This is a genomic window from Caulobacter zeae, from assembly GCF_002858925.1.
GTDB lineage: Bacteria > Pseudomonadota > Alphaproteobacteria > Caulobacterales > Caulobacteraceae > Caulobacter > Caulobacter zeae.
In genome coordinates this window covers 17,590-44,435 of the sequence record NZ_PJRS01000009.1, presented here as the reverse complement: position 1 = coordinate 44,435, position 26,846 = coordinate 17,590, and the positions used below count along the sequence as shown (strand labels likewise).

Genomic DNA, 26,846 nt, shown 5'->3' with positions numbered 1-26,846 from the left:
TGTCGGGGACGGCGTATGGTTCTGGCTTGGGTTAGGGGCGCGGCGGCGGCCATCGTCGCGCTGGCGGGTCTGTCGGGCGTCGCCCGCGCGGCCCCGGCCATGTGGGAGGTCAGCGACGGCGACTCCCGCATCTATCTGTTCGGCTCGATGCACGTGCTGTCGCCGGACGTGCGCTGGCGCACCCCGGCCTTCGACCGCGCCTACGCCCGCGCCGACAAGCTGTGGTTCGAGACCCGTGTCGACGCCGAGCCCGCCGCCATCAAGGCCCTGGTCGACCGCTACGGCGTCGATCTCGACCGCTCCCTGACCGAGAAGCTGCCGCCGCGCACCGTGGCCAGCCTGCGCGCGGCGCTCGACAGCCGCGGCGCCAGCCTCGATCGCGTCGACCGCCTGCGCCCCTGGGCGGCGGCGATGATGCTGTCGGTGCTGCCGATGGCGCAGGCCGGCGGCTCGGTGGAGGACGGCGCCGACGCAAGCGTCACCCGCCAGGCCGTCCGGGCCGAGAAGCCGGTCCTGGCCTTCGAGAGCTTCGAGCAGCAGTTGCGCCTGTTCGCCGACCTGCCCGAGACGGTCGAGGTGCAATATCTCGACGACGTCGCCGCCGAGCAGGTCGCGCCGCCGCGCCGGGGCGTCGACCTGCAACAAGCCTGGCTGAAGGGCGATGTCGACCGCCTGGGCGCGGTGCTGGTCGAGGGCATGCGCCGCGACCGGCCCGAGCTCTATGAGGCCCTGCTCAAGCGCCGCAACCTGGCCTGGGCGCAGGTTCTGGACCGCGAGATGGCGGGGGCGGGCGTCGAACTGGTCACGGTGGGGGCGTTGCACATGGCCGGGCCCGACGGCCTGCCGGCCCTGATGAAGGCGCGCGGCTATCGCGTACGGCGGGTGCAGTAACCGCCCGAAGCGGTGCATGGTCGGGCATGAGCGCGCCCGATCCCGCCTGGCTGCCTGACTTCATGCGTGACGAGCGCCTGGACCCCGGCTTCGCCGAGACCTTCCACGCCCTGCATCTTCCCCTGGCCCGGCGGTTGATCGCGGCGGCCCGGGCCCATGGCCGGCCGGGCTTCGTCGCCGGCCTGTCGGGACCGCAAGGGTCGGGCAAGTCGACGCTGGTGGCGGCGGTCGCGCGCCTTCTGGCCGACGAGGACCTGAAGGTGGCCGTCCTGTCGCTGGACGACCTCTACCTGACCCGGGCCCAGCGCCAGGCCCTGGCGCGCGACGTCCATCCGCTGCTGGCCACGCGCGGGCCGCCGGGCACGCACGATGTCGCTCTGGGCCTGTCGCTCCTCGACGCCCTGGCGGGGCAGGGGGCGACCGCCCTGCCGCGCTTCGACAAGGCCGCCGACGACCGCGCTCCGCGGCAGGCCTGGCCGGTGTTCGACGGTCCGGCCGACGTGGTGCTGCTGGAGGGCTGGTGCCTGGGCGCGCGTCCGCAAGGGGCGGCGGCGCTGGCTGCGCCCGTCAACGCCCTGGAGCGCGACGAGGACAAGGGCGGCGCCTGGCGCGGCTACATCGATGCGGCCCTGGCGGGGCCGTACCGCGAGCTCTTCGGCCGGATCGACTGGCTGGCGGTGCTTACCGCGCCAGACTTCGCCACGGTGCGCGCCTGGCGACGCCAGCAGGAGGCCAAGCTGCAAGCGAGCCTGGCCGCCCGCGGTGACCGCGGCGGCCTCGATCCGGCGGCGCTGGAGCACTTCCTCGACCACTACGAGCGCCTGACCGCCTGGTGCGCGGAGGACCTTCCGGAACGGGCCGACCTGCATGAGGCGCTGGATGCGACGCGGCGACCGCTTACGCCGCCGTGAGTCGCCGGAAGCGCAAGTCGCTGAACGCGTTCAATCTGTCGCGCGGCATGGCGTCGCACTACATATGGTGTTGGCTGCGTTAATCGTCACCAAGGGCTAGTGTCCAGTTATTGCGATTACACGCAGATTCGGTTTCCGGATCCGCGCCGCGTCGATTGGAGCCCAGCGTCATGAACCGCCTCTTCTCCGGTCCGTTCTCGACCCACAGCCAGCGCGTGGCCGCCTGGGAGCGCGCCGAGCGCATCCCCGGCTGCGACAAGGCGGTGTGGCGCTGCGACGCCGACGGGCGAGTCATCCGCTGGGACGACTACGGCGACCGCTTCTCGCAATACGGCTGGCTGATCCACGCCGACCCCAAGGCCCACTGGCTGGCCAAGGCCCTGGGCGTCGCCGCCCCGGCGCCGCTCCACTGGCGCAGCGGGCGCATCGCCGCCTAAACGCGAATTCTGTCCAGGGTCCTTGACATGGTCCTGCTTCATGGTGTCAATGTTACTTGTCATTTTGACGAGGGGACTTGGCATGGCGGGGCAAAGACTGGCGCGGCGAAGGCTTGTGGCCGCGGTGGTCTATTCGTTTGGCGCGGCCTTGGTGCTCGGCGTCGCGGCCTCCCTGATCGGCGAGCTGGGCAAGCGAAAGCCCGAGTTCGCCGTCTTTTCGCTGGTCGTCATCGCGTTGTTGGTCATCGGGGTCATGGCTCTGGTGCTGTGGCTCTGCGCGCGCTGGTGGAGCGCCGCCGACGAGGCCGCGCGTGAAGCCCACAAATGGTCCTGGTACTGGGGCGGCTCGACGGGCCTGGCCCTGGCCGCCGTGCCCTACATTCTGCTCCACGCCATGCCCGGAACCGCCGAGGCGGCGTTGCCGGTCGGCATGACCACCACGCAGGCGGTGCTGTTCGGCATGGCCCTGCTCGGCGGCTTCCAGTTGATCGGCTACAGCCTGTTCTGGGTCGGCTGGTGGCTGAAGCGGCGCTAGGGGAGGGGAACCGATGAACGCTTTTCTCAAGACCAGCCGCCCGGCGCCCGCCAAGGCCGCCATCCTGGTCCTCGTCGGGGTGGTCGGCGTCGGCGGCTCGATGGCGATGCTGCTGCTCGGACGCGGCCAGTGGCCCACCTATGTCGGCGCTGTCGCCATGGCCTTCGCGGCCGCGGCCTTCGCCTCCACCGCGCGGCGCCTCTATGGCGGCGAGCCGGTGCGTCCGGCGATGCGCGGCTTCCTGATCGGCTTCCTGGGCGCGATGACCGCCTATGTCGTCCTGCTGCTAGGCGCGGTCCAGCTTTACCTGGCCGGCTTCACGCAGGGCGCGCTCGGCTACGCCGCAGCCCTGGCGCCGGTGATCGCCCTGATCGCCGCCTTCGCCAGCCTCGGCCTCTACATCTTCCGTGAAACCGACGAGCTGCTGCGGCGGATCACGGTCGAAAGCCTGCTGTGGGCGCTGGGCGCGACCCTGTCGCTGGCCACCGCCTGGGGCATCATGGAGGCCTTTGGCAAGGCGCCGCACCTGCAGCTGTGGGTGGTCGCGCCGGTCTTCGCCCTGGTGTTCGGCCTCGCCCAGGGCCTGGTGTCCTGGCGCTACCGCTGAGGCCTCGATGAAGAACCGCCTCAAGGTGCTGCGCGCCGAACGCGACTGGAGCCAGGCCGACCTGGCCCAGCGGCTGGACGTCTCGCGCCAGACCATCAACGCGCTGGAGACCGGCAAGTACGATCCCAGCCTGCCGCTGGCCTTCAAGATCGCCCGGCTGTTCGGCCAGCCCATCGAAGCCATTTTCCAGGACGAGGACTGAGATGAGCGTCGCTTCCAACGCCCAGAAGCTGTCGCCCCGGGCGCGCGGGGCGCTGATCCTGATGGCCGTCGGCGCGCCGGTCGGCTTCTTCGCCGGCCGCGCCCTGATGTGGCTGAAGCGCCAGGGCTACTGGCACGGCCTGGAACTCTCCACCAGCGATGTCGTCTCGCTGGGCCTGGCGACCTTCCTCGTCGCGGTCGGCCTGGTGACCATGGTCGTCAGCCTCAGCCGCAAGGCGCTGGGCCGGCGGATCAACGGCGAAGAGACGCCGAGGGCCGCCACGCCCGCCCAGGCCAGCTTCTACGCCGGGCAGGGCGGGGTGCTGGTGCTGGCCGCCGGCATGCTGGCCGCTCCGCCGCTGGCCGGCGCCCTGTTCGTGCCGCTGTCGCCGCTGCTGGCGTCGGCCGTGATGACCGGCCTGATCGCGCTCTTCCTGGTTCAGACAGCCGGCAACATCAGCCTGTGGGTGCGCAGCGACGAGCTGATGCGCCGGACCATGGCCGAGACCGCCGCCGTCTCCTACGGCCTGCTGCAGGGGCTGCTGTTCCTGTGGGCCGCGGGCGAGAAGCTTTCCCTGCTGCCGCCGCTGACGCTGTGGGACGCCGTCAACATCAACATGATCGCCTATCTGCTGATCTCGATGATCGTGGCCTGGCGGCGCGGCTTCGTCGACTAGCCGCTCACCCCAACCGTTTCCGACCTGATTTAACCCGAGAGGATCCGCATGCTTCGTTCGTCCGTCAAAGCCGCCCGTCGCGTCGTCGTCGGCCTGGTCTCCATGCTCGCCCTGGGCGCGGCCACGCCGTCGCTGGCCGACCCGGCGCTGTGGAAGATCCAGGATCACGACTCGACCATCTATCTGTTCGGCACCGTCCACGTGCTGCGCCCCGAGACCCAATGGCGCTCGCCCAAGCTCGATGCGGCCCTGAAATCCTCCGACGAACTGGTGCTGGAAGTGGTCGGGGCCGACGACATGGCCGTCATGCAGCCGCTGGTCATGAAGTACGGCATCGACCAGGCCACGCCGCTGTCGAAGAAGCTGGCCCCGGCCGACTGGGAGAAGACCAAGACCTACGGCCAGGAGATGGGCATGCCGGCCGCCGCGCTCGACGCCTTCCGCCCGTGGATGGCCGGCATCACCCTGGCCATGGCCCCGATGATCAAGGCCGGCTTCGACCCGAAGAAGGGCGTCGAGCAGGTGCTGACCGCCGAGCTGAAGGCCGACGGCAAGGGCCTGGGCTCGCTGGAGACGGCCGAGCAGCAGATCCGCTTCTTCGCCGACATGCCGCAGGCCGACGAGGTGCTGCTGCTGAAGTCGACGCTGGACGAGGTCGAGGAAGGTCCGGCCAAGCTCGACAAGCTGGTCAAGGCCTGGGCCGAAGGCGACGTGAAGGGCCTGGAAGGCGAGTTCGTCACCGAGATGCGCACCAAGTACCAGCCGCTCTACCACACCCTGATCGTCGCCCGGAACGCCGCCTGGGCCGATCAGCTGAAGACCAAGCTGGACGGCAAGGGCGTCAGCTTCGTCGCCGTCGGCGCGGGCCACCTGGTCGGTCCCGACAGCGTCCAGACCCTGCTGGGCAAGCGCGGGATCAAGGTCGAGCGCGTCCAGTAGGGCGCGCTCAGGCCTCCGCGGCCCGCAGGTAGATCGATCGCTTCGGCGTGCTCATCACGCGCCGGAGCATCGGCTCGAACGCCTCCAGTGGCAGGGTTTCATAGGCCGGGTCGAAGGCGGGCTGGTCGTACTGGTGGCAGAACTTGGCCGTGCGCTCGAAATGCGGATGGCCCCTGAAGGCCTCGCGCATGTCGCGGTCCAGGCCCAGGTGATGGAAGAAGTAGTAGCCCTGGAAGATCGCGTGGTTGGCCACCATCCAGTGGTTGGCCTCCGAGACGAAGGGCTGGACGATCGCGGCGGCGATGTCGGCGTGGTTGCGCGGGCCCAGGATGTCGCCGATGTCGTGGAGCAGGGCGCAGACGACATATTCCTCGTCCTCGCCGGCCAGGTGGGACCGGGTGGCGGCTTGCAGGCTGTGCTCCAGCCGGTCCACCGCAAATCCCCCGCAGTCGCCTTGCAGCAGTTGCAGATGCTTGATCAGCCGGTCGGGCAGTTCGCGCCCGTACTCGCCGGCGGCCTGGGCGATGATGCCCCAGTCCTCGGCCGTGCCCTCGGTCATGGCGTGGAAGCGCGCGCGGGGGTGATCCTCGCCGTCGGCCATCGCGTTCTCCTCCCGAACGTCTGTTTGACGGTCAGCGTGCGCTGCGCGCGGGCGGGCGTCAACGTTTCGGGATGAGGGAGGAGATTGGAGCGGGCGAGGGGAATCGAACCCCTGACATTCAGCTTGGGAAGCTGACGTTCTACCTCTGAACTACGCCCGCACGGGTCGCGAGCGACCGTGGAGGTCGTGCTTAGCCGGTCTTGCCGCGTCGCTCAAGCGTTGAAGGACGGGCTTGCACAGCCAACGAAAAAGGCCCGCCGTCGCCGGCGGGCCTTGGTTGTTTCCGGGCGACGCGATCAGGCCGCGGCGGGCGTCTTGGTCAGCTTGACCGACGCCGCCAGCAGCACCGCGCCGAGCACCAGGAAGACGTCCATGATCCAGGCGACCGGATCGACCGAGCGACCGGTGTTGAGGCCAAGATGCACCAGCGCCACCAGGACGAGGCTGACGGCCGAAGCCAGGCGCAGGCGGATCGAGATCACCTGCGGGGTCCAGAGAAACGCGCTGGCGCTGGCCAGCAGGGTGACCCCGCCCCACACCGCCACGGGCGGGACGCCCTGGGCCAGCAGGGCGACCATGGCCGCGACGCCGTAGCCCAGCGGCTGGCTCCAGCAGAAGGCGACCCACACCCGCTCCCAGCGCGGGGCCGGGCGGCCCTTGTCGCGCCGGCGGGCCAGCCAGATGGCGACGCCGCTGGCGGTCACCGCAGTCAGGCCCAGGCCCAGCAGGAAGTAGGCGACCTTGACCGGCCAGCCGCCGAACCAGCCGAAGTGCAGCGGGGTCAGGCTGGCATAGATGGCCATGCCGACATTGCCGCTCTCGAAGCCGGCCTCGCCCAGCACCCTGGCGTTCCCGTCGACGATGAACATCTCGCCGCGCGACAGCTTGCCGGGCGTGACGCGGTTGATGCTCATGTGCTGGCCGGTCTCGCCGGGATGCTCGACGAAGATGTAGTTGAAGCCGGCCTCTGGATGCCTGGCCTGAAGGACGGAAAGGCCCTTGGCCACGTCGACCACCGGGGCCGGGCGCGGGTCGTCGGCCACGGCCGGGCCGCTGAACAGGGCGAACACCTTCTCGCGATTGCCGTCGAACACCACCATGGCCAGCACGCCGACGATCAGGACGCTAAGGCCCAGGAACGCGCCGGTCAGCGACACCACGACATGGAAGGGCAGGCCCCACACCGAGATGCGGTTGTGCAGGTCGGCTTCCTGCAGGCGCTTTGAGCCGCCCCAGCGGAAGGCAAAGGCGTCCTTGAACACCCGCGGATGCGACAGCACGCCCGAGACCAGCGACGACAGCAAGGCAACGCCCGTCAGGCCGACCAGGAAGAAGCCCCAGCTGCCGGGCAGGTGCAGGGCGGTGTGAAGCTTGGCCTGGAACTCGCTGAAGGGCGTGCGCTGCTCGGCGACGATCTTGCCCGAGGCGTCGGCGAACCAGGTGTGCTCACCGCCCTTGGCGTCGTCGCCGTGCACCGACAGGCGCGGCACGGCGGGCTCGGGCATGCGGATGAAGAGGTCGTGGGCCTTGGGGTTCTTGGCCAGCACCTCGTCGAAGGCCGCGCCGACGGCGGCGGGCGTCACGCTGTGCAGCACCGGAGCGGTCGGCTGCTCCCAGCGATTGAACTCGTTGGTGAACACCGCCACCGCGCCCGAGAAGCAGACGAGGTAGATCAGGGCGGCGAACGCCAGGCCCAGGGCCGAGTGGCCCGCCAGCATGGCGCGCACGAAGGGGGCAGGGATCTTCGGCCAGATCGGCTTGCCGGGTTTGGGTTTTTGTTGCGGGGCGTGCATCAGAGGGAGCCCTTCAGGAACACGGCGCCGAAGCCGGCGACGGTGACGCCGACCAGCACGGCCAGGGCGCGCAGGATCTTGTCGTCAGACAGGGTCCAGGCCATGCCGCCGGCCCACAGGAACGGCACCAGCATGCCGCCGATGATCAGGCGGGTCTTGACCTCGGCCGGGAAGCAGACGGCGACCGCCAGGCCCACGGCCATGGCGGCGGCTCCGCCCAGAGGTCCGGCGAGAAAGCCGCGCAGCCAGCCGCGCCAGGCTACGCGTCGGCGGTCGGACGGCTCCAGGGCCAGCTCGCGCGGCGCCTTGCGCCTAGCCTCGCGCAGCTCGATCCCGGCGGCCACCAGCGCCAGGGCGACGGTGGAGGCCAGCGCCAGCACGATCGAGGGCCCCCGCGCCGCGCCCAGGAACGGTACGGAGACCGCGATGGCGATCGCCAGCAGCGCCCAGCCGCCGACGATCAGCCAGGGCCGCCGCGCATCGGCGTGGGTCCAGGCGCGCCGCAGCAGCAGCGCGCCGCCCAGGGCCAATGGGGCCAGAGCCAGACCGCCCAATCCCACCATGGGCCCGATCACCAGCGCGCCTCCAGGCTGACGCCCAGCACGCGCGGCTCGCCCAGCAGGGCCACGGCGAAGTCGGGGCGGCTGTACTGGCTGTACTTCTCGTTCAGCAGGTTCTTGCCGAACACGTAGGCGCCCCAGCGATCGCTCTCGTAGCCGAAGCGGCCGTTGACCAGGGTGCGGGCGTCGGCGATCCGGCCGTCCTGCGCGCTGCCGGCCTCGGTGAAGGCCTTGGCGCGGTAGCTGGCGTTGAGGTTGGCGACTAGGCCGTTGTCCCAGCGGTAGTCGCCGCCGACCGCGAAGGTCCAGTGCGGCGCGTAGGGGAACTCCGAGCCCGACAGGTTGCGGGTGTCGGTGCCGGTCTGGACGTTGAACTCGTCGAACTCGGTCTTGGTGTGGCCCAGCGACGCCCACCAGCTGGCGTTGCGCGTGACGCGCTGGGCCAGTTCCAGCTCGAAGCCGTAGAGGTGCGAGGAGCCGGCGTTCTCGACCTGGTAGTCGTACTGGTTCAGACCGAGGTTCAGCGACACCTGCTGGTCGCTCCAATCCACGTAGTAGGCGTTGGCGTTGGCAGTCAGCCCCCACTGCGGCCAGTAGGTGCGCAGCGAGAACTCGTAGTTCCAGGTGTATTCGGGATCATAGGGCACGACGGTGGCGCGGGCGGTGTTGATCGCCGTGCCGCCCGAGCGGTAGCCGCGCTGGACCACGAAGCTGGCCGAGACGTCGTCGGTGAAGGCGTACCTGGCGCCCAGCTTGGGCAGGAAGGCCTCGAACTCGCGCGTCGTCTCGGGCGAGGGGGCGCCGGCCTGGGCGACCATCGAGCCGACGAACTGGTTCACCAGCACCACGTAGGGCGCATAGGCGCCGAATGCGGCCGGGGTGGGATAGACCCCGGCGAAGCGCGCGGTCTGCACCGAGCTCTGGGTGTTCTTTTCGCGGTCGTAGCGGAAGCCGGCCAGCACGCTGAGCTTGGGCGTCAGGGCGAAGCTGCCATCGGCGAACAGGGCGGTGGTCTCCACCAGTTCCGGCGCGTCCGAGGTGTAGTCGACCGGAATGACGGGCAGGGCGGCGATGTAGAGGTTGGCGAAGGCGTTGGCCTGGGCCAGGGCCTGGGGCTGGGTGATGCCGGGCACGCTGCCCATCAGGGTCGAGGTCAGGACGCTGACCAGGGTGGCGCGCGGGAAGGCCACGTTGGTCAGGCTGGCCGACTTGCGGTCGGCGTCGCGGGTGGCGTGGAAAAGGCCGACCAGGCCTTTGAGCCGCTCGCCCTCGTAGTTCAGGCGCACTTCCTGGCTGGCCGTCTCGATCCGCTCGTTCTGGCCGCCGTAGGACAGGGTCTGCGGCCCCAGGTCGCCGTCATAGCGCTGGATCAGGTCAACCTGGCTCCAGGACGCCACGCCCGACAGGATGAAGCGCTGGCCCAGCTTCTGCTCGACCTCCAGGGTGGCGATGTCGGTGGTGATGTCGCTGGTGTTGGGCGAGTTGGTCGTGGTGACGCGGTGGTCGTAGTAGTCAGGCGTGTCGGTGCGGCTGTAGGTGTAGAGATAGCCCGACTTGCGCTCGTTGTGGCTCATGGTGGCCACGGCCTTGAAGCCCTCGGCCGTCGCCGGCGTCAGCAGCAGCTTGCCGCGGATCATGCGCGTATCGAGGGCGTCGTCGTCGACCTTGCGCGTGGTGTTGTAGATGAAGCCGTCGCTTTGGCGGTCCTCGAAGGCCAGGCGAAAGGCCAGTTGGTCGGCGACGATCGGGCCGCCGCCGGCCAGGGCGACCGAGCGGTCGTCGCCGCTGGCCGAGGTCACGCGGGCCTTGAAGTTCCAGTCGTTGGTCGGGTCGGTGGTGCGCACGATCACCGCGCCGGCCAGGGCGTTGCGGCCCTGAAGCGTCGACTGCGGGCCACGGAACACCTCCACCTGGCCCACGTCCCACATGTCCAGCGGGCCGCCGTACATCGCGCGCTCGGGAACCGCCGCGCCGTCGACATAGACCGTGGCCAGGCCTCCGGAGCCGCCGCCCGAGACGTTGTTGTTGGCCACGCCCCGAATGGTGAAGCCGCTCTTGCCGTAGGTCTCGCTCATGTTCGCGGTCCTGGCGACCACGTCGTAGAAGTCGCGGATCTGCTCGCGCTCGATGGTGCGGGCGGTGGTCACGGCCACGCTGGTGACGGTGTCCTGGATGCTGCGGCTGGTCTTTTCACCGGTGACAACCACCTGGTCGACCTGCGTCGGCGCTTCCGGCGCCGTGGCGACCGGAGCCTCGGCCCATGCCGCGCCGCCCAGCACCGCCCAAACGCCGACGGCGCTCGCCATCATCAACCGCGACTTCATGCATTCCCCCGTTATTTAAGAACGGGTCGCAGCTAACGGGGGTTTAATTGCGAGTCAAACGCAAACTCATTCGCAGGATTAATCGCGAGGCGAGCGCTTGCGCGATGGTTGAAGTCTTTGGGTCGGCTTGAATTGGTGATCTCTCAGTGTTGTGCAATCTAGGGTGTTGGCGCGAGGGCGGGGCATGGGTGTCGGCAAGGCGTTGGCGATCGGGACAGGGGTCGCGCTCGGCGCGGCGGCGACCTCGATGGTCGCGCTGGGTCTGTGGCTGCACGATCCCATCGATACGCCCGAGCACGTCGCCCGCGAATGCCAGGTCGTGGCCGCGATCGAGGCCTACCGCCTTGGCCGCTTCGACGAGGCCTGGGCCGCCGAGCCGATGGAAATCCGCCGCGCCGAGGCTGTGGAGGGCGTTCCCTCGCGCTGGCGGGCGGTTGGCGACACGCCGTTGAAGCTGCGGCTGGTGGGGTGGGCGCTGAACTGGGCCAAGCCGCGCCAGGCCGTCCCTATCGACTGCGACGCGGTGCTGGACGCCGCCGGCGTTCCCAAGGCGGTCGGCAATGGCATGAGTTTGCCGGTCGAGAGGCTGCACAGCTTCGATCGCACCCGTTACAGCCGCGCCGTGTTCTTCCCGGGCGGGCGATATGCGTTGATCTCCCACACCCATTGCGGCGAGAGGCGACGGGCGAGCTTTGACAACGGCTGGGACTACGATACCGACACCGACCTCTGGCGTTTCGACGGCAAGGCCTGGCGTCCGGCCGAGCAGCGCTCGGTGCTCGCGAACTACAACAGCCCGGCTTACAAGTACCCAGCCCGGTGCTTCAGCCCGGGCTATGGGGGATAGCGGTTCCGGCTGCCTTGGCCGCGTCGTAGGCGGCCCATTCCTCTTCCATCTGCCGCTGCCAGCGGGCGCGCAGCACGGCGGGGCGCTGGCCGTGGCGGTCGTCGAGGAACTCGGCGGCCACCACCCGGTCGGTGCGGAAGTTGCGGAAGTCGTCGCGCAGCTCGCACCAGGCGATCAGCATGCGGGTAGTGGCCATGTAGCCGACGGTCACCGGCCAGACGACGCGCTGGCTGACCGCGCCCTTCTCGTCGCGATAGTCCAGCCGGATCTTGCGGCCGGCGTGGATCCAGGCCCGGGTCTGGGCCATGTCGATGCCGTCGGGAGCGGGGTTCCAGGGCGCGGGCGCGCGGGTGGCCGGCTCCAGCACGTAGGGGCGCAGGTTGTCGGGCACGGCGGCGGCGATCTTTGCGATGAGGTCGCGGGCGGCGGTGGCCAGGGCGGGATCGCCCCGGCCGGCCACCCATTGGGCGCCCAGCACGGCGGCTTCGATCTCGTCCGGCGTCAGCATCAGGGGCGGCATGTCGTATCCGGCCTCCAGCACGTAGCCGACGCCCGCCTCGCCGCGGATGGGCGCCCTCTGACCGACCAATGCGGCGATGTCGCGATAGACGCTGCGCTTGGAGGTCTCCAGTTCGGCCGCGATGGCGTCGGCGGTGACCGGCGCACGGCTGCGGCGAAGGATCTGGATGATCTGGAATAGGCGTTCAGCGCGTCTCATGGGTCTCACTGTGCCGGATCGTTGCTGACAGCATGCTGGCAGCAGGGTGGCGGCAGTCTGTCCCCATCGCAATACTGCACGAGAGGGACCTCGAGATGATCACGCTCTACGCCGCCGGCCCGGCCTACGGCCTGCCTGAGGGAAGCCCCTACGTCACCAAGACCGAGATCCACCTGATGATGGCGGGCCTGGATCACCAGAAGGTCCCCGCCCATCCGGAGACCTCGCCCAAGGGCCAGCTGCCCTGGATCGACGACGACGGCGTCAAGGTCGCCGACTCCACCTTCATCCGCGCCTATCTCGAGCGCAGCTACGGCGTCGACCTGGATGCGAGCCTCTCCCGCGTCGAGCGCGCCCAGGCCTGGGCGATCGAGCGGATGGTCGAGAACCAGCTGGGCTGGGCCAACTGTTATTTCCGCTTCTTCGACTTCGACAATTTCGAGAAGGGGCCGGCCCGCTGGTTCGACGGCGCGCCCGAGGCCATGCGCCAGGACCTGAAGGCGGGGCTGCTCGACACCGTCGAGGCCAATCTGAAGGCCGTCGGCATTGGTCGGCACTCGCCCGACGAGATCGTCGAGCTGGCGTCCTGGTCGCTGACCGCGCTCTCGGAGATGCTGGGCGACAAGGCCTTCATGATGGGCGAGCGGCCGACCAGCGTCGACGCCATCGTCTTCGCCATGCTGGCCCAAATCCTGACGCCGTTCTTCGACTCGCCGATCCGTCGCCGGGCCGAGGGGTTCTGCAACCTCGTGGCCTATGCCGAGCGGATGCTGGCGACCTTCTATCCGGCTTTCGCGCCGGAGGTCCGCTCCGAGACCCTGAAGGCGGCCTGACTACGCAGCCTTCCGGACGTTGTGCCAAGGCCGTCCATCCTGTAGATGCGACGCATTCTTATGAGTGTCGCGGAATCCATAGGCGTGAGACGGCCCCGGTCGGGCCGGCGGGGCGGGGACAAGGTCCTCGCCGCCGGCGTGTCGGTCGGGCTGCATGCGGCCGTCATCGCCGGGCTGGTCGGTTTCGTCCGCGCCATGCCGGGCCTGGCCGAGCCGCCGGCCATGGAGGCCTCGCTGTTCGAGGCCATGACCCCCAGTCCCGAGCCTTCGCCGTCCAAGGCCTCGGACGAGCGGCGCGAGCAGGCCGTGCCCCATGAGGCCCGGATGGCCTCGCCGATCCGGCCGCGGCCGGTTTCCATCCCCGCGCCCGATCCGCTGATCGCCGCCCCGCAGGTCGCGCCACAGCCGGTCGAGACCCGCTCGACCTCGACAGCGACCCCCGTGGCGGTCGCCGCTTCGGCCGCCTCGGCCCCGGCCGGCGGCGGCGCGCCGGTGCAGGTGCGCGGCGAGTCCGCCAAGACCCACGATCCCTACGCCGCCCAGGTGCTGTCGTGGATCGAGGCCCGCAAGGTGATGCCGGAGGGCCTCAAGCGCCGCCGCACCCAGGGCGTCGTCGTCGTGGCCTTCACCCTCGACCGCTTCGGCCGGATGTCGCGAGCTGTGATCGTCGAGAGCAGCGGCGACCGCGCGCTGGACGCCGCCGCCATGGACCTGCTGTCGGCCGCCGCCCCGTTCCCCAAGGCCCCCCGCGACTCCGACTGGAACCGCCGCCGCTTCGAGACCCCGATCGCGTACGCGGTGAAGGGGTAGGGGCAAGTTCCTCCCCCGTCAGGGGGAGCGTCTTGCGGAGGGCCGGAGGGGGTCGCCTACAGCGTCTCCAAGAACGCCACCAGCGCCGCCTTCTCCTCGCGCGTCAGGCCGAGCGGCTTGAGCAGCGAGGTCGTGGTCGGGAAAAGGCGGTCGCCGGCCTGTTCGGGCTTGGGCCGGGGGCGGGCGCCGCCCTCGTTGTAGAAGTTCACCGTGCCTTCCAGCGTGGGGAAGATGCCGTTGTGCATGTAGGGGCCGGTCTTGGAGATCCCGCGCAGCGACGGCGTCAGGAACGCGCCGACGTCGGCGGGGTCGCCGCTGACCTCGTAGCGGCCCAGGTCCTGCAGCTTGCGGCCATAGAAGCTGAGGCCGATGTTGTGGAACTTGCCGTCCGACAGCAGCGGGCCGTTGTGGCAGTTCACGCAGCCGGCCTTGCCCTGGAACAGCTCCAGCCCTTGCAGCTCCTGGTCGGTCAGCACTCGCCCGCCCAGCGACAGCGCCCGGTCCCACTTGCTGCTGCGCGGCTTGAGGGTGCGCTGGTAGGCGCCCAGGGCCTTGGCGGCGTCCTGCATCGTCGGGCGCTTGGCGCCGAACACGGCCTGGAAATCCTTGCGGTAGTCGGGATCGGCGGCCAGGCGCCGTTCGATCTCGCGCGGGTCGCCGGCCATCTCCTTGTGGTCGACCACGGGGCCCAGGGCCTGGGTCTCCAGGCTGCCGGCGCGGCCGTCCCAGAACAGCGGCGTGCGCCAGGCCACGACGCTCAAGGTGGGGGCGTTGCGGCGGCCGCGCTGGCGGTCGTGGCCGAACGAGGTCTTCACCCCGTCGCCGAAGGCCAGTTCGGGATTGTGGCAAGAGGCGCAGGCGATCTGGCCCGAGCCCGAGAGCTTGGGATCGTCGAACAGCTTGCGGCCCAGCGCGATCTTCTCCGGCGTCTGCGGATTGTCGGCCGGGACGGCGGGGGCGGGCAGGGCGCCGAACGGCGTGAAGCTGGCCCCCGGCAGCAGGGTGGGGGCGGGCCAGCTGTCGGGCTTGCCCGCGAAGGCGGCGCGGCGAAGCGCCGTCGGGTCGGGCGCCGGCGCCAGCCCGATCAGGGCAGACGCCGTTCCCAGCAAAAGAAGGAGATTCGCCGCGCGCTTCATGGCTTAGAACTTGTAGCTCATGCCCACCCAGAACGACTGGCCCATGCGGTAGGGCTTGCTGGTCGAGGCGGCGGTGACCGTCTGGGGCAGGGTGTCGAGCAGGTTGGTGATCCGCAGGTCGAGGCGCGCCTCGCCATAGGCGGTCTTGGCCACCAGGGCCGAGACGTTGGCGTTGAACGTCGTCTGCGACTTGTAGCGGACCACGTCCCACACCGCGTAGCGCACGCCGCTGACGGTCTGGTAGGTTCCCAGGTCCTCGATCTGGTCGTAGCCCGAGCGCCAGCGGGCGTTGAGGTTGGTCCGCACGCGGCCCTTCCACCAGTCGGCGCTCCAGTCGCCGTTGATCAGCCCCGGCGCGGCGTAGTTCAGGCGCTGGTTCTCGGCGATCACGCCCGTCAGGGTGCGGACCTCGCCCTTGTAGTAGATCAGCTCGTCGCCGTACTCGGTCTCGTCCGACGGATCCTCGTAGTAGCTGTCGCTGAGGTTGTCCTCGGTCTTCGACCACGAGCCGTTCAGCGAGACGGTGTGACGCCCGAAGCCACGGCTCCATTCGGCAGACAGGCCGCGGAACGAGGTCTCGCCGGCGTTGCCCAGGCTGGTGGTGTTGTAGGTGTAGGTCTGGCCGTTGGTCTCGCGGATGTACTGGTTCACCGTGACGACGCCGGCGGTGAACTGGTCGCGGCTCTCGCGGGCCACGCCCTTGATCCGGGCGACGCCGCCGAAGATCGGCTTGGCCAGGGCGAAGGTCAGTTCGTCGGAGTAGGGCGTCTTGACGCCGGTGCCCGCGACGCCGGCCGTGACGGTGTGGGTGTTGAGCGTCCAGGCGCCGGCCACCAGTTGGCCGTTCACCGTCGAGGTGGTGCGGCGATAGACCCTGGTGCCCGGGTACTGCGACTTGATCGCGTAACCCAGGAAGTCGCGCGAGTAGTAGCGGTTGGCGCCGACCGTGGCGGTGACCTCCCACGGCAGTTCGTAGACCACCGACAGACGGGGGGCGAAGCTGTGGTTGGCCAGCAGGCTCTCATGGTCGTAGCGCAGGCCGCCGCGCACCGTCAGCGGGCCCCGGCTGACTTCGTACTCGGCGAAGGCCGACACCGAGTCCAGGCTGACCTGGGCGTCGTAGGCCTGGTAGTAGATGGCGCTGAGCAGGACGATGTCGCCCTCCTTGCAGGCCACGTCGCCCGCCGCGCAGGTGACGCGGCTGCTGACCGTGCCCTGGCTGTAGGCGTAATTGTCCTCGGGGCGGGTCTTGCGGGCCTCGACATGGCCGTAGTCGGCGCCCAGGCGCAGGTCGCCGCCCATGAACGGCTGGCTCCAGCGGGCCTGCAGGCCGATGTCTTCCTGCCATTGGTCGAGGTCGCCGAAGCTGCCTTCGGTGCAGTTGGTGCTGGAGCACCAGTCGGCGTAGTTCGAGGCCGACGACCACGAGAAGTTTGGGTCCGGCGCCTCGCGGCCGCTTTTGGCCTTGGCGTAGGTGGCGGCCAGCGTCCAGTTGGCCTGGTCGCGCTTGCCGGCCAGCTCCAGCTTGCCGGTCAGGCCGCCGCCCTGCTGGGTCATGACTGCGTTGCGGGCGTTGTCGGCCGAGTTCTGGCTGGTGTAGGGGCTGTAGGCCAGTTGGCCGCGCAGCACGAGATCCGGCGCGAGGTCGACCTCGACCTTGGCCAGGGCGTTGGTGCTGCGGCTCTTCAGCCCGAACGCGCCGCCGCCGTAGTTGGCGGCGCGGTAGTAGGTCATCTCGGTTTCCTGCCGGCCGGCGCCGAGCAGGACGCGGACCTTCTCGTTGATCGGCAGGTCGACCGTCGCGTTGACCTTGCACTTTTCGTAGTTGGGATGCTCCGGCTTGACGCCGCCCAGGGCGGCCAGGGTCTTCGCCGGGATCTTGAACGAGGTCATGCTGTCGTTGGTGCAGCCGACCGTCAGCGTGCCGCCGAACACGTGCGACGGCTGGCGGGTCTCGACCTGGACCACGCCGCCGGTGAAACCGCCGTACTGGGCCGAGACATTGCTGTCGCGCACCGTCAGGCTCTCGATCAGGTTGGTGTCGAGCCAGATCGACTGAGCGCTGCCGCCGCCGGTCTCGTTGTAGTTCTGCAGGTTGGTGCCGCCCAGATTGACGACGTCCAGGCGGCTGTTCACGCCGATCCCGTCGATCGAGAAGTAGTTGTCGTAGAACTGGCCGCCGGAGATCGAGATGTTGGCCGGACGCTGGTCCTGGATGCTTTCCTGCGTGGCCACCCCCTGGTTGGAGTCGAAGTTGGCGTAGGGCAGGATCTTCAGGGTCTCGATGACGTCGCCATTGCCGGGCGTGCGGTCTTCGAGGGCGCGGCGGCTGATCTTCGAGGTGCCCGAGTCGACCGGATCGGCGGCCTGGTAGGCGGCGGCGGGCGGAGCGGCGGCGGTCGCCTCGATGCTGACTTTCGGTAGGCGCTCGGCTTTTTCGTCCTGGCTCCAGGCCTGGCCGGCCGCGCCCAAGGCCACGGCCATCGCCGCGGTCGTCATCATCGCTCGCTTCATCTACTCGCCCCGTACCAACGCTCGTGCGTATCAATCGCAATAAGGGCGGGGGTCTTAGGCGCGTTGAGATCGACTCGCAACTACGGGATGGCCGCAGCCGGCAAAAAATGGGCGGAATTTTGGTGCGCAGGGCGGGATGGCCCGCGGCAAGGGATTACCGCTACTTGCGGCGGTCCTTAAGCTCTTCCAGGAAGCGATATTCCAGGGCCCGTTCGAATTCGCTGGCCGGGACGAAGCGGCGCTTCATCGACAAGCCGGGAAAGCCGGCCTCGTCCGGTTTCTCGGCCTTGGCTTTGCCGGGCCTGAGGCGGGGACCCCGATGGAGCGGGCTCAACGGCTGGGCGGCGGGCAGTTCGGCGGCGTCGCCCGACGCCAGGTGCTCGGCGGCCTCGACCGGGCTGACCACGCCGTCGCCGTCGCGGTCGGCCAGGTTCAGCACCAGCCTTTGCGGCGCCAAGGGCGTCGGCGTCTGGGCCATGGCAGGGGCGGTCAGCAGCAGGGGCAGGGCGAGGGCGGCGAGGCGGATCATGGCGCGTCTCCACGAGAGACTTGAGCGTGCCTCACGCAGCGTCGCCATGCAACCCGGGCGAGAGCCTCAGTAGTCGTCCTCGTCGTCCAGGTCGAACGGCAGCTCGTCCTGGTCGCCCTTGGCGTCGCGGGCGGCCTTGGACACCGGCTTGTAGGGACGCTCGGGCGGCAGGTAGGCGGGCTCGTCGGTGGTGTCGCCGTCGTCAGCCCAGGCCTGGATGGGGGCGTCCGGGTCGGACCAGGGCGGATCGGCGGCCTCTGGGCCGTCGTCGATCTCCTCGAACAGGGGGGCGGTGGCGACGGCCGCGGCGGCGCCGGCGGCTCCCGCCGTCACCGCCTCGCGGGCCGAGCGATAGGGCTTGGGCTTGTCGGCCGGCATGGCCGGTTCGGGGCGGCGGGCGATCTCGGGCTCGCCGGCCTTGGCGGCGGCCGGCGAGGCGCCGCGCGGGGCCAGCGGCCGGCGCACGATCGCCTCGGCCCTGGCCAGCCAGCGGTTGGCCTCCTGGATCGCCAGGGCGGGCGAGCGGCTCTGGCGCTGCTGCTCGTCGCCCTCCAGCCACAGGTCCAGCTCGAAGTCGGGATGGCGCGGATCGTCGAAGATCAGCCGCAGGCAGACGCGGGCGGCCTGCTGCACGATCTGGTCGATGGCCCGGCGCTGCTCGCCGCGGAAGACGCGGCCCACGACCTGGTTGTCGACCGACAGTTCGGCGCCCATCAGTTCGTCGATGCGATAGAGCAGGCACCAGGTCCCGCTGTCCCAGGCCACGGCGGCGGTGTTGGTGTCGAACGAGAAGCCCACGCCCTTGCCGCGGCCGCGGGCGATGATCACGGTCTCCGGCTCGCCCTTGAGCACGTGGCGCAGGGCGCGGCGGATGCGACGCTCTTCGTCCATGAACCAGATGGCCGCGCTGCCCATGAAGGTGACGGCCGACCCGGCGATGGCGACAAGCAACAGGAGGCGCCAGAACTCGCTCATGGCGCGGAGGCTAGCGGCGTTCGCGGATTCGCGACAGAGGCGCCGGCTACCGGCCGCGCTGCGTGCTTACAGCGCCAGGGTCGCCACCACCGGCACGTGGTCCGACGGCTTTTCCTTGTCGCGCTCGTCGCGGTGGATCTTCACCTCGGCCAGCTTGTCGGCCGCCTGGGGCGACAGCAGCAGGTGGTCGATGCGGATGCCCAGGTTCCGCGGCCAGGCGCCGGCCTGATAGTCCCAGAAGGTGTAGCCGCCGGGGGCTCCGTCGGCTTGCATGTAGGCGTCGGTGAAGCCCAGGTTCTTGAGCGCCCGGAAGGCCGCTCGGCTCTCGGGCTGGAACAGGGCGTCGCCCAGCCAGGCTTCGGGATTGGCCACGTCCTCGACCTCGGGGATGACGTTGTAGTCGCCCGCTATGACCAGGGGCTCTTCAAAGGCCAGCAAGCCCTTGGCGTGCTCGTGCAGGCGACGCATCCACGACAGCTTGTAGGCGAACTTCTCGGTGCCGATCGGATTGCCGTTGGGCAGGTAGATGCCGATCACCCGCACCGGCTTGGGACCCGAGATCACCGCCTCGACATAGCGCGCCTGCTCGTCCTCGGCGTCGCCTTCCAGGAGGGGCAGGCCCTTGCGGACGTCCTCGACCGGATGCTTCGAGAGCAGGGCCACGCCGTTGTAGGTCTTCTGGCCGTGCACGACGACGTTGTAGCCGAGGCGTTCGAACGCCTCGGCCGGGAACTTCTCGTCGACGCACTTGATCTCCTGCAGCACGGCGACATCGGGCGCCTCGGCCTCGAACCAGGCCAGGACGTTGTCCAGGCGGGCGTTGACCGAATTGACGTTCCAGGTGGCGATGCGCATGGCGGGCTCCGATAGGCGGGCGGAGGCTAGGGGGCGGCGGCCGCGCGCTCAAGCCATGCAGGCGAGATTTCAGGGGATAGGGAGGGACGCCCCTGGGGCGCCCCTCCGTCCAGGCGTCCTAAGCCTTGCGCGCCTGGCGACCTGCGCGGACGGCTTGCGCCAGGTCTTCGAGCATGCGCACCGACGTATCCCAGTCGACGCAGGCGTCGGTGACCGATTGGCCGTAGGTCAGGGGCTGGCCGGGAACGATGTCCTGGCGGCCGGCCACCAGGTTGCTCTCGATCATCACGCCCATGATCGGCGAGGTTCCGGTCGCCACCTGGGCGGCGATGTCGGCGACCACGGCCGGCTGGTTCTCGTGGTTCTTGCCGCTGTTGGCGTGGCTGGCGTCGACCATCAGGCGCGGCGGCTGGCCGGCCTTGGTCAGGGCCTGCGCCGCCGCCGCGACGCTGGCGGCGTCGTAGTTGGGGGTCTTGCCGCCGCGCAGCACCACGTGGCTGTCGGCGTTGCCGGTGGTGGTGGCGATGGCGGCGCGGCCTTCCTTGGTCACGGCCAGGAAATGGTGCGGCTGGGCGGCGGCGGTGACCGCGTCGACCGCGACCTTCACGTCGCCGTTGGTGCCGTTCTTGAAGCCGACCGGGCACGACAGCCCCGAGGCCATCTCGCGGTGGATCTGGCTTTCGGTGGTGCGGGCGCCGATCGCGCCCCAGGCCACCAGGTCGGCGATGTACTGCGGGGTGGTGACGTCCAGGAACTCGCAGGCCGCCGGCAGGCCCTGGGCGGAGACGTCGAGCAGCACCCGGCGCGCCAGGCGCAGGCCTTCATTGATGTGGAAGCCGCCGTCCAGGCCCGGGTCGTTGATCAGGCCCTTCCAGCCCACCGTCGTGCGCGGCTTTTCGAAGTAGACGCGCATGATCACTTCCAGCTCGCAGGCATGGCGCTCGCGTTCGGCGGCCAGGCGGCTGGCGTAGTCGATGGCGGCCTTGGGGTCGTGGATCGAGCAGGGGCCGATCACCACCACCAAGCGGTCGTCGCGGCCGTGCAGGATCTCATGGACGGCCTGACGCGAGCCTTCGACGAGCTCGGCCGTCGTCGAGGTGGCCGGCGCTTCGCCGATCACCTGGGCGGGCGGGCTGAGGGTCTGGAGTTTCTGGATGCGCAGGTCGTCGGTGGGGACGGGCAGCGAGACGAGGTTGGCGGCGGTCGAGGATGGCATGGCGTGCTCCGGAAAATTCGCGGGGTCCGGCGGCCATCAAAAAAGCCGCCCGGGGAACCCCTGGCGGCTGGTGAAAGGCGTTTTTGGCGGCCTGATCTCAGGCCAAACGATCCCCTCCCGGCGCCAGAGGCGTCGGATAGCTAAAGTACCAAAACAGCTGTTGGCTGGCGGCGAGGATCATGGCGGGAACCGTAGAGCCTAGTTTGGCGCGTGTCACGCCATAAACTTGAGAGGGGCGGGAAGGGGCGTCAGATCGAGAAGCTGACGCCGCAGCCGCAGCTGGACTTGGCGTTGGGGTTCCTGACCCGGAACTCGGCGCCGGCCAGTTCGTCGACGAAATCGATCTCCGAACCCTTGAGCAGGGCCAGCGACACGACGTCGACCAGGGCCGAGGCGCCGTCGCGCTCGATCTTCAGGTCGTCGGCTTCTGCGGCCTCGACCAGGTCGAACCGGTACTGAAAGCCCGAGCAGCCGCCGCCGTCGACCGCGACGCGGAGCATGACTTCGCGACCTTCGGCCTCCGAGAGGGCGTGCAGGCGGCGGGCGGCGTTGGAAGAAAGCGTAACGGTGATGTCGGTCATGGCTGTGGAAACTTGATCTATCGCATATATGAGGGCGACCGCGCCCCGGGAAAAGGGGCGATCAGCAAAGGCCGCTCATGTCGACGTCTCCGTTCGCCGTCCCCCGCGCCCCCTACGCCGAAGATCCGGCCAAGTCACGCGGCCGGCGCTATCAGGAAGACGAGAGCCGCACCCGCACCCCGTTCGCCCGCGATCGCGACCGCATCATCCACACCTCGGCCTTCCGCCGGCTGAAGGAAAAGACCCAGGTCTTCGTCGCCCACGAGGGCGACCAGTTCCGCACCCGCCTGACCCACTCGCTGGAAGTGGCCCAGATCGCCCGCTCGCTGGCCACGGCCCTGGGGCTGGACGCCGACCTGGCCGAGACCATCGCCCTGGCCCATGACCTGGGCCACCCGCCGTTCGGCCACGCCGGCGAGGACGAGCTGGAGCTGCAGACCAAGGAGTTCGGCGGCTTCGACCACAACGTCCAGACCTTCCGGGTCGTGACCGAGCTGGAACACCGCTATCCCGACTTCGTCGGCCTGAACCTGACCTGGGAGACCTTGGAAGGGGTCATCAAGCACAACGGCCCGGTGATCCATAAGCTGGGTCAGCCGTCGTGGAAGGCGATCTCCAAGTACGACGGCGAATACGGCCTCAAGCTCGACACCTGGGCTTCGGCCGAGGCGCAGGTGGCGGCCTTGTCGGACGACATCGCCTACAACAACCACGACATCGACGACGGGGTGGAGGCGGGGCTCTTCACGCTGGACGAACTGATGGACGTGCCGCTGATCGGCCCGATCCTGGCGGCCGTGCGCAGCGAGCGTCCCGAACTCGACGCCCGCATCACCCGCCTGGAAGCCGTTCGCCGGATGATCGGTGCCATGGTCGACGACGTGATGGGCGAGACCCTGCAGCGCGCCGCGATCACCGGCGTCGCCTCGGCCGACGAGGTGCGGGCCCTGCCGCACGCCCTGGTGTCGTTCTCGTCCGACATGCTGGAAGACCTGGCCCGCCTGCGCGAGTTCCTGCACGCCCGGATGTACCGCCACTGGCGCGTGAACCGCACCCGCAGCCAGGCGCGCCGCATTCTGGCCGAGATGTTCACGCTGTTCTTGGCCGAACCCGAGGTGCTGCCTTCGGAATGGTTCGCCAAGTCGCAGAACCGCGACCAAGCCGGAAGGGCTCGCGTGGTGTGCGACTACATCGCCGGCATGACCGACCGCTTCGCCATCGAGGAACACCGCAAGCTGTTCCACCTGGATGTGTGGAGCTGACGGGGCGAGCGCCGGGCGACGCACGACCGTCGAGGGTGCGACAGTTCTGAACGGGCATCGGGTCCAGTAGAGTAGGGACTTGCGCGCGTGATTCGCACATGGTGAACGCGCGCCGGAATTCTGGAGCCTTTTTCGATGTCCGACCCGCACCGCGGCGCCTATGCGCCGCCCACCGATGCGCCGCTTTCGTTCGATGCGCGCCAGCCGGTGCGCGGGTCGCGGCCCTTGCCGCTGACCCTGATCATCAGCGCGGTGGTGCTGGGCACGCTGCTGGTGGCGGTGTTCCTGATCTATCGCAACGGCGTGCGCGGCCCCAACGACGCCCCGCGCACCGTCGGCGAGCCGGTCGCCGAGATCAAGGCCGCCCCGGCGCCTGACCAGAACAAGCCCGACGAGGCCGCCGGCCTGCAGATCTACAGCCACGAGAACCCGACGGCCTCGCCGACCTACGCCGCGCCGCCGGAAGAGCCGATGGCCCGTCCGACCGCGCCGCCGCCGGCCGCTCCGGTGCAGAGCGCCAGCCTGCCGCCGGCCAAGCCCGCCGCCACGGCGCCCTCCGCGCCTGTCGCCGCTCCGCCGGTCGCCAAGCCGGCCGCAAAGCCCGCCCCGGCCCCCAGCATCGAGAGCCTGGCCACCGCCGCCGTCGCTCCGCCGAAGCCGGCCGTCGCCGCGCCCAAGCCCGCGGCCGCCGCCTCGGGTCCGGCCAGCGTCCAGATCGGCGCCCTGTCCTCGACCGCCCTGGCTGACAAGGCGTGGAACGACGCCGCCCGCATCGCGCCGGGCCTGGCCGCCGGCAAGGGCAAGAAGGTCGAGGCGATCGACAAGAACGGCTCCACCCTCTACCGCACCTCGGTCACGGGCTTCTCCAGCCGCGCCGACGCCAAGGCGTTCTGCGACGCCCTGAGCGCCGCCGGCAAATCCTGCTTCGTGAAGTAGGCGAGGGGGCCCATGAGCACGTCGTCCGCCGCCATCCTCGGCTGCGCCGGGACCGTCCTGTCGGCGGAAGAGGCCGCCTTCTTCCGCGACGTGAAGCCGTGGGGCTTCATCCTCTTCAAGCGCAACATCGAGACGCCCGACCAGGTGCGCAAGCTGACCTCGGCGCTGCGCGAGACCATCGGGCGGCCTGATGCACCGATCCTGATCGACCAGGAGGGGGGCCGCGTCGCCCGCCTTGGCCCCCCCCACTGGGGGAAGTATCCGCCGGGCCGGGCTTATGGCGAGCTGGTCGCCAACGACCCGCTGGTCGCGCGCGAGATCACCCGCCTGGGCGCCCGCCTGATCGCCCACGACCTGACCTCGCTGGGGATCAACGTCGACTGCGTGCCCGTGCTCGACGTGCCCGACCCCAAGGGCCACGAGATCATCGGCGACCGCGCCTATGGCGACACGCCGCAGCAGGTGGCCACGCTGGGCCGCGCCGCCGCCGAGGGCCTGCTGGCCGGCGGCGTGCTGCCGATCATCAAGCACATCCCCGGCCACGGTCGCGCCATGGCCGACAGCCATCTTGAGCTGCCGGTGGTGAAGGTCAAGCTGGCGGAGCTGGACGAACGCGACTTCGCCCCGTTCCGGGTGCTGTCGGACATGCCGATGGCGATGACCGCCCACGTCGTCTACACGGCCATCGATCGCCGCCGCCCCGCCACCACCTCGAAGAAGGCCATCAAGCAGATCATTCGGGGCTCGCTGGGCTTTGACGGCCTGCTGATGAGCGACGACCTGTCGATGAAGGCGCTGTCGGGCGACTTCAAGCAGCGCGCCAAGGACAGCCTGTCGGCCGGCTGCGACGTCGTCCTGCACTGCAACGGCGACATGGACGAGATGAAGGCCGTGATGGCCGGCGTCGGCAAGATGTCCAAGGAGGCCCGCCGCCGGGCCCAGGCCGTCATGGGCCGCCTGGTCAAGGTTCCCGAGCCGCTCGACGTGGTCGAGGCCCGGGGCCGCTTCGACGCCGCCTTCGACGGCCGGTACGCCGGGTGAGCACGGGCTTTCAGCCCACATTCGACTTCGCGGCCGCCCGTGAGGCGGCCGAAGACGGCGCGGCCCTGGTCATCGACATCGATGGCTACGAAGGGCCGCTGCACGTCCTCCTGGCCCTGGCCCGCAATCAGAAGGTCGACCTGCTCCAGCTGTCGATCACCCGCCTGGCCGAGCAGTACCTGGCCTTCGTTCAGCAGGCCCGCCGCGTGCGCTTCTCGCTGGCCGCCGACTATCTGGTCATGGCCGCCTGGCTGGCCTACCTGAAATCGCGCCTGCTGCTGCCCAAGCCCGAGCGGCCCAAGGCCGAGGAGCCGCCGGCCGAGGAGATGGCCGCCCAACTGGCCTTCCGCCTGGCCAAGCTTGACGCCATGCGCAAGTCGGTCGAGGCCCTTAAGGAGCGCCCGCAGCTCAAGCGCGACGTCTTCATGCGCGGCGATCCGGACGCGGTGAAGATCGTCTCGTCCACCCGTTTCGAGGGCGACCTCTACGCCCTGATGAGCGCCTACATCAGCCAGCGAAAGCGCGAGCACGGCCGCCACTACGCCCCGCGTCCGCCCCAGGCCTATCCGCTGGAAGACGCCCGCGACCGCCTGCGCACCTTCCTGCCGCGGATGGAGGAGTGGACGGCGCTGTCCGGCGTGGCTCCCGTCGAGCGCTGGGAGGAAGACCCCGAAGGCCCCACGCCCGCCAGCTATCTGGCCTCGACCCTGTCGGCGAGCCTGGAACTGGCCAAGGAAGGCGCCCTGACCGTCCGCCAGATGGGCGCGTTCGAGGAGATCTACCTGCGCACTCGGACCGATGGCGGGGAGGGGCTGCTGTGATGGACGTGTCTTCCTGGAACCTCCCCCCAAGGGGGAGGCGGCCGCAGGCCGGTGGGGGGACGTTTTCAGCTTCCGTCACGTTTAGCCTGTTTCGCAATCACTCCCCCCACCGATCGCTGCGCGATCGCCTCCCCCATGGGGGGAGGTTCCTCGGCGACCGACCCGCACGATGACCCTCGACCCCATCTTCACCGAACGCTGCATCGAGGCCCTGCTGTTCGCGGCGGCCGAGCCGCTCAGCGTCCAGGATCTGGCCAAGCGCCTGCCCGATGGCGCGGACATCAAGCAAGGCGTCGCCGACCTGCGCCTGACCTGGGCGGGGCGGGGAATCGAGCTGGTCGAGGTGGCCGGGCGCTGGCGCTTCCAGACCGCCGCCGATCTCGCTTTCCTGATGACCGAGGAGCGCGAGGAGCCGCGCCGCCTGTCCAAGGCCGCCCAGGAAACCCTGGCCATCGTCGCCTATCACCAGCCCGTCACCCGGGCCGAGATCGAAGCCGTGCGCGGGGTGCAGGCCAGCCGCGGCACGCTGGACGTGCTGCTGGAACTGGGCCTGATCCGCATGCGTGGCCGCCGCCGCACGCCGGGCCGTCCGGTGACCTTCGGCACCACCGACGCCTTCCTCGAACACTATGGCCTGGCGAATCTGGGCGACCTGCCGGGCGTGGCCGAAATGAAGGCCGCGGGCCTGCTCGACCTCAACCTGCCGCCGGGCTTTTCCGTGCCTGATCCCCTGGCGATGCGCGACGACGAGAACGAGGATCCGCTGGACGAGGGCGAGACCCCGGAATTCGCTCAGGATTTCCTGGGAGAGCTTGAAGGGGGCGACAAGGCATAGCCTGCCTTGGCCGGGGCGCAATCGCCGCATTCCGTTCCGCTTGGCTCTACGCCACGCGGACGCCTATATTATCTGAGACATTGTAACGACACGCCGCAGCGGCTAAAGCGCCGCTGTCGCAAGGAGCACCGCCGTTATGGGTAGCATGAGCTGGATTCACTGGGTGATCGTGATCGCGGTCGTCGCCCTGCTTTTCGGCGGTCGCGGCAAGCTGTCCGGGATCATGGGTGACGCCGCCAAGGGCATCAAGGCGTTCAAGGACGGCCTGAAGGACGACAGCAGCCAGGAAGTGGCCGACAACAAGTCGACCGGCGCCCTGCCGCGCACCGAGGCCGAGAAGGAAGACCTGCGCAAGTCGTAAGGTCTCTGTTCGCCGCGCCTTCGCAAGCGGGGGCGCGGCCCGCGTTTTTCCCACTGCGCGGCCTGGGCCTCCACGCGAGCGCCGGGCCGGTCTGAGGCGG

General features: G+C 69.7%; 30 protein-coding genes and 1 tRNA gene. 17 read left to right on the top strand and 14 right to left on the bottom strand.

Annotated features, from left to right (window positions below):
- The first annotated feature begins 15 nt into the window (after positions 1 to 15).
- The 8 genes from SGCZBJ_RS02735 to SGCZBJ_RS02700 all read left to right on the top strand — a co-directional run bounded on the left by SGCZBJ_RS02735 (position 16) and on the right by SGCZBJ_RS02700 (position 5,198).
- Positions 16 to 891 carry a TraB/GumN family protein gene (locus SGCZBJ_RS02735; protein WP_101716501.1) on the top strand — a complete coding sequence of 292 codons (876 nt, stop codon included), beginning with the start codon at positions 16 to 18 and terminating at the stop codon, positions 889 to 891.
- Positions 892 to 917: 26 nt separating this feature from the next.
- The gene (locus tag SGCZBJ_RS02730; protein WP_101716500.1) at positions 918 to 1,802 is read left to right on the top strand and encodes a kinase; all 885 of its coding nucleotides are present in this window, start codon (positions 918 to 920) and stop codon (positions 1,800 to 1,802) included.
- Positions 1,803 to 1,972: 170 nt separating this feature from the next.
- Positions 1,973 to 2,239: a hypothetical protein gene (locus SGCZBJ_RS02725; RefSeq protein ID WP_101716499.1), complete on the top strand. Its 267-nt coding sequence runs from the start codon at positions 1,973 to 1,975 to the stop codon at positions 2,237 to 2,239.
- An 82-nt stretch (positions 2,240 to 2,321) separates the two neighbouring features.
- Positions 2,322 to 2,774, top strand: a complete 453-nt coding sequence (locus SGCZBJ_RS02720; protein WP_133149169.1) for a hypothetical protein — start codon at positions 2,322 to 2,324, stop codon at positions 2,772 to 2,774.
- Between the two features lie 13 nt (positions 2,775 to 2,787).
- Positions 2,788 to 3,381 carry a hypothetical protein gene (locus SGCZBJ_RS02715; RefSeq protein WP_101716497.1) on the top strand — a complete coding sequence of 198 codons (594 nt, stop codon included), beginning with the start codon at positions 2,788 to 2,790 and terminating at the stop codon, positions 3,379 to 3,381.
- A gap of 7 nt (positions 3,382 to 3,388) precedes the next feature.
- Positions 3,389 to 3,583, top strand: a complete 195-nt coding sequence (locus tag SGCZBJ_RS02710; RefSeq protein WP_058348510.1) for a helix-turn-helix transcriptional regulator — start codon at positions 3,389 to 3,391, stop codon at positions 3,581 to 3,583.
- A gap of 1 nt (position 3,584) precedes the next feature.
- Positions 3,585 to 4,259: a hypothetical protein gene (locus SGCZBJ_RS02705; protein ID WP_101716496.1), complete on the top strand. Its 675-nt coding sequence runs from the start codon at positions 3,585 to 3,587 to the stop codon at positions 4,257 to 4,259.
- Between the two features lie 48 nt (positions 4,260 to 4,307).
- Positions 4,308 to 5,198: a TraB/GumN family protein gene (locus tag SGCZBJ_RS02700; protein WP_101716495.1), complete on the top strand. Its 891-nt coding sequence runs from the start codon at positions 4,308 to 4,310 to the stop codon at positions 5,196 to 5,198.
- Between the two features lie 7 nt (positions 5,199 to 5,205).
- Here SGCZBJ_RS02700 and SGCZBJ_RS02695 read toward each other — a convergent pair whose 3' ends face one another.
- The 5 genes from SGCZBJ_RS02695 to SGCZBJ_RS02675 form a co-directional block, all read right to left on the bottom strand.
- Complete coding sequence (locus SGCZBJ_RS02695) at positions 5,206 to 5,799, bottom strand: HD domain-containing protein (protein WP_101716494.1); 594 nt, start codon at positions 5,797 to 5,799, stop codon at positions 5,206 to 5,208.
- A gap of 85 nt (positions 5,800 to 5,884) precedes the next feature.
- Positions 5,885 to 5,959: transfer RNA gene (locus tag SGCZBJ_RS02690), tRNA-Gly, on the bottom strand.
- A gap of 136 nt (positions 5,960 to 6,095) precedes the next feature.
- Complete coding sequence (locus SGCZBJ_RS02685) at positions 6,096 to 7,592, bottom strand: PepSY-associated TM helix domain-containing protein (protein ID WP_101716493.1); 1,497 nt, start codon at positions 7,590 to 7,592, stop codon at positions 6,096 to 6,098.
- The gene (locus SGCZBJ_RS02680) at positions 7,592 to 8,167 is read right to left on the bottom strand and encodes a hypothetical protein (RefSeq protein ID WP_240621395.1); all 576 of its coding nucleotides are present in this window, start codon (positions 8,165 to 8,167) and stop codon (positions 7,592 to 7,594) included. Before SGCZBJ_RS02680 ends, SGCZBJ_RS02685 begins: the two co-directional genes overlap by 1 nt.
- A complete protein-coding gene (locus SGCZBJ_RS02675) occupies positions 8,164 to 10,476 on the bottom strand; it encodes a TonB-dependent receptor (RefSeq protein ID WP_101716491.1) in 2,313 nt (770 codons plus the stop codon). Before SGCZBJ_RS02675 ends, SGCZBJ_RS02680 begins: the two co-directional genes overlap by 4 nt.
- A gap of 184 nt (positions 10,477 to 10,660) precedes the next feature.
- Here SGCZBJ_RS02675 and SGCZBJ_RS02670 point away from each other — a divergent pair, with 184 nt between their 5' ends.
- The gene (locus SGCZBJ_RS02670; protein WP_101716490.1) at positions 10,661 to 11,323 is read left to right on the top strand and encodes a hypothetical protein; all 663 of its coding nucleotides are present in this window, start codon (positions 10,661 to 10,663) and stop codon (positions 11,321 to 11,323) included.
- Here the strand turns inward: SGCZBJ_RS02670 and SGCZBJ_RS02665 are convergent.
- Positions 11,301 to 12,041, bottom strand: coding sequence for a helix-turn-helix transcriptional regulator (locus SGCZBJ_RS02665; RefSeq protein ID WP_101716489.1), 741 nt, complete (start codon positions 12,039 to 12,041; stop codon positions 11,301 to 11,303). The two genes, SGCZBJ_RS02670 and SGCZBJ_RS02665, sit on opposite strands and share 23 nt — an antisense overlap.
- 95 nt (positions 12,042 to 12,136) lie before the next feature.
- Here SGCZBJ_RS02665 and SGCZBJ_RS02660 point away from each other — a divergent pair, with 95 nt between their 5' ends.
- Both SGCZBJ_RS02660 and SGCZBJ_RS02655 read left to right on the top strand, forming a co-directional pair.
- Positions 12,137 to 12,874 carry a glutathione S-transferase family protein gene (locus tag SGCZBJ_RS02660; protein ID WP_101716488.1) on the top strand — a complete coding sequence of 246 codons (738 nt, stop codon included), beginning with the start codon at positions 12,137 to 12,139 and terminating at the stop codon, positions 12,872 to 12,874.
- 84 nt (positions 12,875 to 12,958) lie between these two features.
- Positions 12,959 to 13,684, top strand: a complete 726-nt coding sequence (locus tag SGCZBJ_RS02655; protein ID WP_133149168.1) for an energy transducer TonB — start codon at positions 12,959 to 12,961, stop codon at positions 13,682 to 13,684.
- A gap of 56 nt (positions 13,685 to 13,740) precedes the next feature.
- On the opposite strand, the gene SGCZBJ_RS02650 is transcribed toward SGCZBJ_RS02655, so the two are convergent.
- From SGCZBJ_RS02650 to erpA, 8 genes are all read right to left on the bottom strand, one after another.
- Positions 13,741 to 14,820 (bottom strand): cytochrome c peroxidase, encoded by a 1,080-nt coding sequence (locus tag SGCZBJ_RS02650; protein ID WP_101716486.1) that lies wholly within the window; start codon positions 14,818 to 14,820, stop codon positions 13,741 to 13,743.
- A 3-nt stretch (positions 14,821 to 14,823) separates the two neighbouring features.
- Positions 14,824 to 17,322, bottom strand: a complete 2,499-nt coding sequence (locus SGCZBJ_RS02645; protein WP_165799222.1) for a TonB-dependent receptor — start codon at positions 17,320 to 17,322, stop codon at positions 14,824 to 14,826.
- Between the two features lie 172 nt (positions 17,323 to 17,494).
- Positions 17,495 to 17,863 carry a hypothetical protein gene (locus tag SGCZBJ_RS02640; protein ID WP_101716484.1) on the bottom strand — a complete coding sequence of 123 codons (369 nt, stop codon included), beginning with the start codon at positions 17,861 to 17,863 and terminating at the stop codon, positions 17,495 to 17,497.
- 66 nt (positions 17,864 to 17,929) lie between these two features.
- Positions 17,930 to 18,838, bottom strand: coding sequence for a hypothetical protein (locus SGCZBJ_RS02635; protein ID WP_101716483.1), 909 nt, complete (start codon positions 18,836 to 18,838; stop codon positions 17,930 to 17,932).
- 66 nt (positions 18,839 to 18,904) lie between these two features.
- Complete coding sequence (gene xth, locus SGCZBJ_RS02630; RefSeq protein ID WP_101716482.1) at positions 18,905 to 19,693, bottom strand: exodeoxyribonuclease III; 789 nt, start codon at positions 19,691 to 19,693, stop codon at positions 18,905 to 18,907.
- Between the two features lie 118 nt (positions 19,694 to 19,811).
- Positions 19,812 to 20,909, bottom strand: coding sequence for a 3-deoxy-7-phosphoheptulonate synthase (locus SGCZBJ_RS02625; RefSeq protein WP_101716481.1), 1,098 nt, complete (start codon positions 20,907 to 20,909; stop codon positions 19,812 to 19,814).
- Positions 20,910 to 21,006: 97 nt separating this feature from the next.
- Positions 21,007 to 21,090 carry a hypothetical protein gene (locus SGCZBJ_RS02620; RefSeq protein ID WP_101711352.1) on the bottom strand — a complete coding sequence of 28 codons (84 nt, stop codon included), beginning with the start codon at positions 21,088 to 21,090 and terminating at the stop codon, positions 21,007 to 21,009.
- A 67-nt stretch (positions 21,091 to 21,157) separates the two neighbouring features.
- Positions 21,158 to 21,490 carry an iron-sulfur cluster insertion protein ErpA gene (erpA, locus tag SGCZBJ_RS02615; RefSeq protein WP_101716480.1) on the bottom strand — a complete coding sequence of 111 codons (333 nt, stop codon included), beginning with the start codon at positions 21,488 to 21,490 and terminating at the stop codon, positions 21,158 to 21,160.
- A 77-nt stretch (positions 21,491 to 21,567) separates the two neighbouring features.
- Here erpA and SGCZBJ_RS02610 point away from each other — a divergent pair, with 77 nt between their 5' ends.
- The 6 genes from SGCZBJ_RS02610 (at position 21,568) to SGCZBJ_RS02585 (ending at position 26,746) form a co-directional block, all read left to right on the top strand.
- Positions 21,568 to 22,752 carry a deoxyguanosinetriphosphate triphosphohydrolase gene (locus SGCZBJ_RS02610; protein ID WP_101716479.1) on the top strand — a complete coding sequence of 395 codons (1,185 nt, stop codon included), beginning with the start codon at positions 21,568 to 21,570 and terminating at the stop codon, positions 22,750 to 22,752.
- A gap of 135 nt (positions 22,753 to 22,887) precedes the next feature.
- Positions 22,888 to 23,688, top strand: a complete 801-nt coding sequence (gene ftsN / locus SGCZBJ_RS02605) for a cell division protein FtsN (protein ID WP_101716478.1) — start codon at positions 22,888 to 22,890, stop codon at positions 23,686 to 23,688.
- A 12-nt stretch (positions 23,689 to 23,700) separates the two neighbouring features.
- A complete protein-coding gene (nagZ, locus tag SGCZBJ_RS02600) occupies positions 23,701 to 24,729 on the top strand; it encodes a beta-N-acetylhexosaminidase (protein ID WP_101716477.1) in 1,029 nt (342 codons plus the stop codon).
- Positions 24,726 to 25,550, top strand: a complete 825-nt coding sequence (locus SGCZBJ_RS02595; RefSeq protein ID WP_101716476.1) for a segregation and condensation protein A — start codon at positions 24,726 to 24,728, stop codon at positions 25,548 to 25,550. The genes nagZ and SGCZBJ_RS02595 overlap by 4 nt, the downstream gene beginning before the upstream one ends.
- A gap of 169 nt (positions 25,551 to 25,719) precedes the next feature.
- Complete coding sequence (scpB, locus tag SGCZBJ_RS02590) at positions 25,720 to 26,385, top strand: SMC-Scp complex subunit ScpB (protein ID WP_101716475.1); 666 nt, start codon at positions 25,720 to 25,722, stop codon at positions 26,383 to 26,385.
- A 136-nt stretch (positions 26,386 to 26,521) separates the two neighbouring features.
- Entirely contained in the window at positions 26,522 to 26,746 is a 225-nt protein-coding gene (locus SGCZBJ_RS02585; protein WP_058349436.1) for a twin-arginine translocase TatA/TatE family subunit, read from the top strand.
- Positions 26,747 to 26,846 lie beyond the last annotated feature (100 nt).